General features: G+C 41.9%; 11 protein-coding genes. 7 read left to right on the top strand and 4 right to left on the bottom strand.

The annotated features are described in order from the left end of the window. The first annotated feature begins 37 nt into the window (after positions 1–37). The 3 genes from F8S12_RS04615 to F8S12_RS04625 all read left to right on the top strand — a co-directional run bounded on the left by F8S12_RS04615 (position 38) and on the right by F8S12_RS04625 (position 3,771). On the top strand, positions 38–1,240 hold the full coding sequence (locus F8S12_RS04615) for an AAA family ATPase (RefSeq protein ID WP_196515104.1): 1,203 nt from the start codon (positions 38–40) through the stop codon (positions 1,238–1,240). A 132-nt stretch (positions 1,241–1,372) separates the two neighbouring features. Further along, the gene (locus tag F8S12_RS04620; RefSeq protein WP_196515105.1) at positions 1,373–2,593 is read left to right on the top strand and encodes an AAA family ATPase; all 1,221 of its coding nucleotides are present in this window, start codon (positions 1,373–1,375) and stop codon (positions 2,591–2,593) included. Between the two features lie 209 nt (positions 2,594–2,802). Beyond that, complete coding sequence (locus F8S12_RS04625; protein ID WP_196515106.1) at positions 2,803–3,771, top strand: threo-3-hydroxy-L-aspartate ammonia-lyase; 969 nt, start codon at positions 2,803–2,805, stop codon at positions 3,769–3,771. A 74-nt stretch (positions 3,772–3,845) separates the two neighbouring features. Here F8S12_RS04625 and F8S12_RS04630 read toward each other — a convergent pair whose 3' ends face one another. Together F8S12_RS04630 and F8S12_RS04635 are read right to left on the bottom strand one after the other, a co-directional pair. Next, on the bottom strand, positions 3,846–4,043 hold the full coding sequence (locus F8S12_RS04630; RefSeq protein ID WP_104908881.1) for a type II toxin-antitoxin system HicA family toxin: 198 nt from the start codon (positions 4,041–4,043) through the stop codon (positions 3,846–3,848). After that, a complete protein-coding gene (locus tag F8S12_RS04635; RefSeq protein WP_196515107.1) occupies positions 4,044–4,289 on the bottom strand; it encodes a DUF1902 domain-containing protein in 246 nt (81 codons plus the stop codon). Between the two features lie 151 nt (positions 4,290–4,440). Between F8S12_RS04635 and F8S12_RS04640 the strand changes: the two genes are divergently transcribed. The 3 genes from F8S12_RS04640 to F8S12_RS40300 are packed head-to-tail and all read left to right on the top strand — an operon-like array spanning position 4,441 to position 4,993. After that, a complete protein-coding gene (locus tag F8S12_RS04640) occupies positions 4,441–4,671 on the top strand; it encodes a type II toxin-antitoxin system Phd/YefM family antitoxin (RefSeq protein WP_230967791.1) in 231 nt (76 codons plus the stop codon). Then, positions 4,662–4,889: a hypothetical protein gene (locus F8S12_RS40295; RefSeq protein WP_230967792.1), complete on the top strand. Its 228-nt coding sequence runs from the start codon at positions 4,662–4,664 to the stop codon at positions 4,887–4,889. Before F8S12_RS04640 ends, F8S12_RS40295 begins: the two co-directional genes overlap by 10 nt. After that, positions 4,871–4,993 carry a type II toxin-antitoxin system YoeB family toxin gene (locus F8S12_RS40300; protein WP_230967793.1) on the top strand — a complete coding sequence of 41 codons (123 nt, stop codon included), beginning with the start codon at positions 4,871–4,873 and terminating at the stop codon, positions 4,991–4,993. Before F8S12_RS40295 ends, F8S12_RS40300 begins: the two co-directional genes overlap by 19 nt. A gap of 85 nt (positions 4,994–5,078) precedes the next feature. On the opposite strand, the gene F8S12_RS04650 is transcribed toward F8S12_RS40300, so the two are convergent. Further along, positions 5,079–5,228: a hypothetical protein gene (locus tag F8S12_RS04650; RefSeq protein ID WP_196515108.1), complete on the bottom strand. Its 150-nt coding sequence runs from the start codon at positions 5,226–5,228 to the stop codon at positions 5,079–5,081. A gap of 132 nt (positions 5,229–5,360) precedes the next feature. Next, positions 5,361–8,429 carry an nSTAND1 domain-containing NTPase gene (locus F8S12_RS04655; protein WP_196515109.1) on the bottom strand — a complete coding sequence of 1,023 codons (3,069 nt, stop codon included), beginning with the start codon at positions 8,427–8,429 and terminating at the stop codon, positions 5,361–5,363. 313 nt (positions 8,430–8,742) lie between these two features. Between F8S12_RS04655 and F8S12_RS04660 the strand changes: the two genes are divergently transcribed. After that, the gene (locus tag F8S12_RS04660) at positions 8,743–9,120 is read left to right on the top strand and encodes a CU044_2847 family protein (protein ID WP_196515110.1); all 378 of its coding nucleotides are present in this window, start codon (positions 8,743–8,745) and stop codon (positions 9,118–9,120) included. Positions 9,121–9,765: the final 645 nt, after the last annotated feature.

The raw sequence follows: 9,765 nt of genomic DNA on the forward strand, positions 1-9,765 counted from the left end.
ACAAAATAGCTCGATTAATGCTACATACCTAACAAATATGGATTTTGACTATTTTAGAAGCAATGAAGGCACTCCGGCAAATAATACCCGACAAAGCTTACTTGCTAGCGGTTGGCGACCGTTTCATCGAGAATTAGACTGGGAATTTTTGGGGAAACTGTTGCATAGTGACTCAGGCGAATTAACTCAAAAAAGTTTGAGTTTAGCAAGTAATATTGCTGAGATTTTGGGACGAAATAATTATGCTTGGTGGGCTAATTTGTTAAATGTTGTATCTGATAATACGCGCTACGAAGTTGAAAAGTTTTGGAATTACATCACACCAGATCCTCAATCACCAGATCATCGCTACAAAGATATTTTAAGTACGGAAACACCTATCGTCCAATTTGTCAGCCGTAGCAGCATTCCTATTGATTACGTTCTTAACCGATTGCAAGAAATTACTGTACTGCGAGTATTACATTTGTTGGCGTGTCCCGATATTATTACCCAGTATTATTCAGAAAGAGATTTTTATTTTCCTATAGATAAATTTGTTAGCTGGGAACGCTTAGACGTGATTAATACTGTTTATGCTTACTGGTCGGAGTATGACGTATGGTTGCAAATTGACCCTTACGATCGCGGGCGACGACAATATACTTTAATGGCAAAAAATCTCGCGCCACTAATTAACAAAGCAACTTACGATTTAGCAGTCATGCTGAGTGGATATCAAAGTCGTGTGGGCAAGGTTCACAGTCAATTTCCCATTCGGACATTTCCGACAGATATACAAAATTTTACTGATTCTGTACAGCAAGCGGTTCTTAATCAAAACCAGTTAGCGGTTGTTGTACATGGAGAACCAGGTACAGGTAAAACAGTCTGGACACAAGCAGTAGCAAAAGAAATTCTGATGCCTTTAGGGTATGTAATTTTTATTTTAGATCATGATGCGATCGCTAACTTTGTCCCACCGACTTACATAGAGCGTATTTGTATTGTTATTAATGAAGCTGATAATCTAGCGCAAAATCGCGCTTCCGAAGTAGCGCAATACAATAACAAAACCGAACACATTCTCAGTTTGCTGGATGGCACTTTGTATCAGAGTGTAATTGATGATTCTGGTATTCAGATGCAGCAAAGACTAGTTGTTTTGATGACTTGCAACACTACTGAAAGATTAGATCCAGCCATGTTACGTAAAGGCAGGGTGGATTTAATGTATGAGTTTACGCAACTGTTTGTGTAATATCGTAGGGGTGTATATCTGTGCGCCTTTTTTTACAAGGATGGTATTATCTGGAATTTATCCCAGATGACTTGTAGCTAAACATTAATGTGAGAATTTCCAGATCATAAAGCGTCAGGGAGATAAATAGCTGTGAAAATTCAACAACTAATTACAGAAGCACTTAGTCTACCTAATAATGCGATCGCCTACCATATCAGTCAGGAGTTAGCAGCACTTTATCCCAATAAAGTACTAATAGAAGGTAGTGATTCTGCATTTAATTTGGAGAATTATGCCAACATAAATCTCTGTACTCTTCAACATAATATCTTTATCCACAACCAGATTATTACTAGCTGGAATGGGATGGACAAAGAAATATACAACTATACCGAAAATGCCAGTTTTGAAGTCACATGGCAAGAACATAAATTCGATATACTCTTAATGAGTTGGCAAGAAGGTTATTGTAAAACTCGATATTACTGGATTTTGGCTGATAAAAAAGAACTAGCTGAAGAGTTTTTTGTTGCAGTTTGTGATTGGAATTCAGAAATTCGTGACGAGGTTTTGGTTTTTGAAGATGGTTATTGGGCAAAGAATCCAGATTTGTTTCAATCCATTAAAGGTGCTACTTTCGATAATCTCATCTTGCAGGGTAATCTTAAGGAAAATATTCAAGATGATCTGACTAAATTCTTTGCAGCCCGCGAAACCTACGCAGCTTATAGTGTGCCTTGGAAGCGAGGTATTTTGTTTATTGGTTCACCGGGAAATGGTAAAACGCACACAGTAAAAGCACTGATTAATCAAATGCAACAGCCTTGCTTGTACGTTAAAAGCTTTAAGTCTGAGTATGATACTGATAGTGAAAACATTCGTAAAATATTCAAACAAGCACGGCAGTCAGCACCTTGTATTTTGGTATTAGAAGATATCGATTCTCTCTTAACTGAAGAAAATCGCTCTTTCTTTTTAAATGAACTTGATGGCTTCGCCTTGAACGAGGGAATTATCACTATCGCAACTACAAATCATCCAGAACGATTAGATTCGGCAATTTGCGATCGCCCCAGTAGGTTTGACCGCAAATATCACTTTGAATTACCAGATATCGTAGCAAGACAAGCTTACATAGCATTGTGGAATCATAAATTAAAAACTGCAATGCGTTTGTCTGATGAGGCTGTAAGCAAGATAATTACACTCACAGATGGCTTTTCTTTCGCATATCTCAAAGAATTATTTCTCTCGTCGATGATTCGCTGGATGGGAACCTTGGAAACTGGGGCGATGGAGAAAATTATGCTTTCTCAAGTTACGATTTTGCGAGAACAAATGAGTATCATAACTGTTAGTAGCGAAAACTGAGAAAAGTAGGATAAAAGTTCATCGATTTCAAGATGCGAAAATGTAGTATTTATCTCGGCAATTTTTCAGATTAAAACTTGAAATTCCGAGTTCTAAGCTAAAAAGCCGAAGTTTTGAAGGCGATATCTGACGACAAAACACTCTGCATTTACCCATAGTAGGGAGCATTAGGAAGTATAATTACTTTTTGAGTCACAACACTGTCGGCAATGCCTCAGCATAACTCCGTTACCATCACAGATGTGCAAGCGGCACAAAAGCGTCTTTCTAGGATTGCCCACCGTACACCTGTGCTTACTTCTAGAATCGTTAACGATCGCACTAATAGCCAAGTGTTTTTTAAATGCGAAAATTTTCAACGCACAGGATCATTTAAATTTAGAGGTGCATATAACGCACTTATACAACTGCCTATTCCAGAAAAACAAAGAGGTGTCATTACTTTTTCTTCTGGGAATCATGGACAAGCGATCGCTCTTGCCGGACAATTATTAAATATTCCCACTGTTATTGTAATGCCTGATGTTGCACCGGCAGTCAAACAAGCCGCCACTCGCAGTTATGGCGCTGAGATAATTTTATACAATCGACAAATAAACAGAGAAGAATTAGCCAAAACCATAGCACAAGAAAGAGGTTTAACACTCATTCCTCCTTACGACCATCCTGATATAATTGCCGGACAAGGTACAACTGCTTTAGAGTTGATTGAAGAAGTTGGCGAATTGGACTTGCTGTTAGTTTGTTGTGGTGGTGGCGGCTTACTTTCTGGTAGTGCGATCGCAGCCAAAGCACTTTTACCGAATTGTAAAGTAATTGGAGTAGAACCAGCACTTGCCGATGATGCTACCCGCTCCTTTCACAGCAAAACCCTGCAAACTGTCAAGAATCCTGATACCATCGCCGATGGTGCCCGGACTCCTAGCCTTGGTCAAATTACTTTCCCCTTAGTGTTGCATTACGTCGATGATATGGTGACGGTATCTGAAGAAGCGATTCTTCGCACCATGTTTTTTTTATGGGAACGTCTGAAAATTGTAGTTGAACCTACTGGAGTATTAGCAGCAGCAGCCTTACTCGAAGGTGTGGTGACAGCACCAGAGGCGAGGATTGGCGTCATCATCAGTGGTGGAAATGTAGATTTGGCGCAAGTTGGTAAATTATTTTCTGTAATCTGAGTCACATCTGCGGAATGTGGGTTAAAAGTCTATTTTTCCTGTTCTACCGTACTTACTTGCTACTTGCTATCCCATTAAAAGGCTTTGGGAAGTCCAGCTTGTTTTAAAACTCCGTTGGCGGTATGGCGTGACTTGATGGTTCCGTCTACAACAAACCGACGGTCTGTAATTGGACTGTACCAGATTTCATGATCTCCTTTGCCTTGCCGTTCAAAGTAGCACCCAACTTCTGAAAGCATCTTTTTCAACTCAGGAGTAAAGGAAGCACCCATCTATGAAGCTACCTTAATCAACTCTTGTCGATGGCTAGTTAACTCAAAGGTGATAGAACCCACATAGTCAGAAGGGACAATTTTGTTGAGAATAATCAGTTCTGGAATTATTTCTCGTAGCTTTTGCGTCAGAAGCTCAATCGTAGAAGCTTCTGTTACCAATCCAGGGATGTCATCACTAGCTGCTACCCAAACTTCTGCGTTTGAATCCCAAAATGCTTCAACCTTAAATGTAGTTTGTGCCATCAGCGATCGCTAACAATGTAGTTCCAGTTTAGAACATCCGAGTTTTTAGGGCGATCGCCTTTCACTCGCCATAATTTAATATGCACGCTCCTTACTTACTTGCATAAGTTCGTAGATAAACTAAAGTAAAGTTATCGTGAGCTAAAAGAGCATGATGTCTTCGCTTTCTGTCAACGACGCTCAAAATAATTTACAAGAACTGATAGACCAAGTTGCAGAGCAGGGTAAGCCTGTGATCATTCAAGGCGATCGCGGTAATGCTATTCTGCTGGCGGAAAAAGACTGGTCTGCAATTCAGGAGACTCTTTACTTGTTATCTACACCTGGAATGGGAGAATCTATAAAAGAAGGACTAGCAACTCCGATCCAAGAATGCTTGTAGTTATTAAAAAAAATCCCTTTCAAAATCCTCCACCTTATGAAAAGCTGGTTGGTGATTTATTAGATGTCTCCGAAAAAGATTTAGAAACCTTAAATCCACGCACAGACCTAACCCCCTACCCCCCTTCCCTACGAGGGAAGGGGGAATTAAAGCCTCTCCCCGAAGCGGAGAGAGGTTTGGAGAGGGGTCATGCATTAATTTGCGGAGATGTCTATTAGGTGCGTATTCTCGCAGGATAAATATACAGCATCGGTTGGTATATGAAGTCATCGAATCCGAACAATTAGTCAAGATAATTCGGATGTGGACGCATTACGAGTAAGTTTTAGATAGTTGATGACAAGATTTAATTTTGGGGTTGACCCAAACTTGATGTTAATTGTAGTTGACTCCTAAATAATCGCCCTTCATTCACCATCATTTACCCTTGGATCTAGGATATTGCAGTTCTGAGCATGAAGTTTCGAGTTCAAAGGTCGGAGTTCCGAGTTCAGAAGTCGAAGTTCCGAGTTCAAAGGTCGGAGTTCCGAGTTCAAAGGTCGAAGTTCCGAGTTCAAAGGTCGAAGTTACGAGTTCAAAGGTCGAAGTTCCGAGTTCAGAGGTCGAAGTTCCGAGTTCTGAAGGTGAAAACTGGAGTTCTGAGCCTCAACTTTGGAGATTAGAGGTTTATTTATCCTGTTTTCTTCTTATTAATCGCCGCTTTTAGCTTCTTCTTTACTCCAAACATATTTACGGCAGACTTCGCAAGCGGCTTTTGCTTCCTCTGTTTGCGGATTGGTGAAGATGGGATGGTAGCGGAGGCGATCGCAACAGACTTGCAACCATGCACGCCAGCCACCCCGCCACAACCGCACTGTGCCGTCATCACCGCCACTGACAATGGTCTGCCCATCGGCGCTGATGGCCACAGACCTGACCCAATCTTCATGACCACGCAAAGGTTCAGTTAAGGGCAGACCTTGGAGGTTCCACAACCGCACTGTGCCGTCCTGACCGCCACTGACAATGGTCTGCCCATTGGCGCTGATGGCGACAGAATTGACATTATCTTCATGACCACGCAAAGGTTCAGCTAAGGTCTGACCTTGCAGGTTCCACAACCGCACTGTGCCGTCATTACCGCCACTGACAATTGTCTGCCCATTGCCGCTGATGGCCACAGAATTGACATCACCTTCATGACCACGCAAAGGTTCAGTTAAGGGCAGACCTTGCAGGTTCCACAACCCCACTGTGCCGTCATCACCGCTACTGACAATGGTCTGCCCATCCGGGCTAATGGCGACAGACCAGACATAACCTTCATAACCACGCAAAGGTTCAGTTAAGGGTAGACCTTGGAGGTTCCACAACCGCACTGTGCCCGCACCACCGCCACTGACAATGGTCTGCCCATCGGCGCTGATGGCGACAGAATTGACATCACCTTCATGATCACGGAAGGGAATGGAGACTCTTGCTTTATTTGTTACTTTATTCAAACTGTTCTGAACTGGTGCAAGAATCTGCTGGGGTAGTTTTTCCAGATTCTCACCCATAGCTTGAATTGCCAAAACTAGACTATCTAGGGGTTGGAAAGGCAATAAATTGTCTACCCTCGCGGCTTTCTCTCGCAAGCGGGATTCAGTAAGCGCCTTTTCTAATGTTGCAATCTGGTGTTGTTCATAAGCATCACTGAGTTGATAAAAATTCTTGGCTTGAGGTGATGATAAAAACTCTAGTTTTTCCCAATTTTCGCGCACCTCTGCCAGCAATCCCCCCTGCATTAAGTATTTTTCATTCTCCCATTTGTTCAACCACTCGCGTAAAGCATCTGCTAACCGATCGCTCAACCGCCGCAAGTCTCGGTCTTGTCGTCGCCACCGGACAAACGTCTCCCAACTCTCAATTAAGGCTTCATGGGCTAAATCAATCCAAGCTTTTCCTTGTTCATCTTTCCCAGCAACCAGCAAACGCCCTTTCACTAATCCTTCATCTAGCAATTCACTTAATGCTTCCTGCTGTTTTTGGTCATTACCAGCAATGGCTAACAGTTCGGCTTTTGGTTGGCGCTGTCGCGTATCCTTTTCTCCCTCTCCCGTTCGCACTAATCGCAGGAAAATTTGCTTAATCCAGTCCTTCTGTTGTTCATTTCGTTCTTGAGTCGGCGAATCCTGCTGATAATCTTCGTAAAGATAAACATTTTCTGCATGAAAATTTAGCGCCCCTGTCAATCCTTGGAAGTTTTCATACTGTTCTAGGGTGAGTTGATGCTTTTGTTGGTCGCGTTTTTCCCAAAGTCTAGTTAAAGCAAACTCCATCAACGGCAAATATCCCGGTTCTTTACCAACATCTTCTAAAATTTTCAGTACTAATCTTTCTTCAACACTATGACCTTGAAGTTTAGCAGGTTCGGTTATTGTCTCTTTTAAATCAACTCCTGTGATACGCGGCATCAAAACAAGCTGATTTTCAATCAATTTATTTAAAGAGGGATAGTCTGAACACTGTTCGAGAAAATCCGATCGCATGGTAATCACAACTGCTAACCGCGAATCGGTCATCTCTACCACCTGAGTCAGCAATTCAATAAATCTCTGCTTTTGTTCAGCAACAGCAACAGTAAATAGTTCCTCAAACTGATCTACTACCAATAAAAATTTTTCTGCACCTTTGAGATGCTCCAGAATTATAGGTAAAGGATTCGGTTCTTGAGTAATTAACTCCCAAAGCAATTTTTCTTTTGTCGCCCCTGGAAAAAACGCTTTTAGAACTCCTCTCAATTCCTGCAAAGGCTGAAATCCTGGCTTGATTGGCGGTAAAATTTTCCAGACACTACGATCTAATTCTGGAATCAAACCCGCCTGAACTACAGAAGATTTACCACTCCCGGAAGCGCCAATAATCGGTACAAAGGGCTTTTCTGCCAGTTTCACCAGAATCTTCCTCACATCCTGCTTGCGTCCAAAGAAAAACTGTTTTTGTTCGGCTTCAAAGGCTTTTAACCCTTGGTAAGGACATTCATCTTTGATTTCAAAGGTTTCAGCTTGTATTTGATGCTGGTAGGTAACTAAAGTAATCGAACTTCCCCAACCCATTTGAATCGGTTGTTGACCACTCCCTTTAAGTTCGGCGCTAATATTACCGAAGAGAGCAGCACTTGTCACCTGTCCATGCTGATTAGCCTTCTCTGCTGATAACCCTGCCAGTAAAGCAGTTGAAAAAATACTGTGTTGTGCGCTTACGTTGGCATAAGCTTCTTGAAAAGGTCTGCAAGCTGCAATAAAGTAGTAATCGCCTTCTAAATTAAAGGCGGTAAGAGTTGTTTTGAGCAGATTGTTTTCCAAAAAATAACCACTGTGACAGCAATCTAATAGCACTACTAGACTACTCAAGTTGGATTTTGCAATTAAATTGTTGAGACTCTGAAGACTAATCCCGCCTGTTTGTTCAATAATTTGCTTGCCTTGAGTGACAATTGTCAAGTCAGAGGTTGCTAGATATGCTTGTTGTGTTCCTAAGCTGTCAGATACGGTGATACCATGCCCTGTAAAGTAAATTAGGGCTTCGTTTTTAACTGCTTGTTGTTGCAAAAGTGTTTTTAAAGCTTCAGCCAACTTAGTTGTACTAACTTTCCCTTTAAAAACAGCGATATCCTCAAAATCACCATGCGCTCTTAGTACCTGTTCTACTGCTTCTGCATCCGTAGCTGGTTTTGTGAGGTTTTTAATCGGACTTTTGTAATCTGTAATGCCAACTACAAGGGCGTAACGAGCCATCTATACATATTTAAGTTGTCTGTTACAGCAATACCTTTGCCAATTTACGAGGGTGAGTTGATATCTGAACTCCCTTTTCTCTGAGGCTTGGCAAAAACAATAAGTCCTAAAAATTCCTTCAAGGTTTCCCACAAGGTTTTTTAACGTATTGTCCGTAGTATCAAGGGTTTGATATTCCAAGCTACCTTATAAGCTAAACGCTTATGTATGGGTCATTTTGCCATTTTTGCCCAAATTTTTGTTGGCTCTTATTTTGGCAAAGGTATTGTTACAGAATAAGATAACTTAAATACACCTAAAATCTGAGGGCTTGATGTCGAACATAGAACGTTTAGTCTTTGAAGAAGACGGGGAAATCTATACAATTCTGTTCGAGTCAAAGGAAACGCCAACTGTTCCAGAAATAGTGACACCGGATGTTGATGAAGATAAAGAATCCTACGGCTGGCGGGAAGAGGCATTTGTCAAGATTGAGGAAGTTCACCATCAAATTCGAGCTTATACCAAATATGCCATTGGCGCTTTTAAAAATTTAGGTAGTGCCGAAGTCGAAGAGGTGACTCTGAAGTTTGGCTTGAAGATAGGCGGAAAAACTGGTATCCCCTTCGTAACTGAAGGTTCGGGGGAGAGTAATTTTGAAATTGAGGTGAAGTGTAAGTTTCCTGAGAACAAGCAAAATTCTAGCACTTGAGGTTTTGTTTTAGCAGGGATAAGCTTTATACCTTCAACTCTGCTAGTAATTATGGAAGCGATCGCCTTCCATTCTCCATCATTCACCCTTGGATCTCGGACGTTGCTATTCAAAGCACGAAGTTCCGAGTTCAAAGAGTAAGTGATCGCCCCAATACTCTTCGGATAAGATTCGATCCCCCCAACCCCCCTTAAAAAAGGGGGGCTAAGAATGGTTCTATTTCCCCCTTTTTAAGGGGGACTAAGGGGGATCATTAAAGACTGTGTACCTTAACCGAAAAGTATTGGCGATCGCCCTAAACTCACCATCATTCACCCTTGGATCTCGGACGTTGCTGTTCAAAGCACGAAGTTCCGAGTTCAAAGGGTGAGCGATCGCCCCAATACTCTTCGGATAAGATTCGATCCCCCCAACCCCCCTTAAAAAAGGGGGGCTAAGAATGGTTCTATTTCCCCCTTTTTAAGGGGGACTAAGGGGGATCATTAAAGACTGTGTACCTTAACCGAAAAGTATTGGCGATCGCCCTAAACTCACCATCATTCACCCTTGGATCTCGGACGTTGCTGTTCAAAGCACGAAGTTCCGAGTTCAAAGGGTGAGCGATCGCCTTTGGATCTCGGACGTTGCTGTTCAAAGCACGAAGTT

The sequence above is a fragment of the Nostoc sp. WHI genome (assembly GCF_015714725.1).
GTDB lineage: Bacteria > Cyanobacteriota > Cyanobacteriia > Cyanobacteriales > Nostocaceae > Nostoc.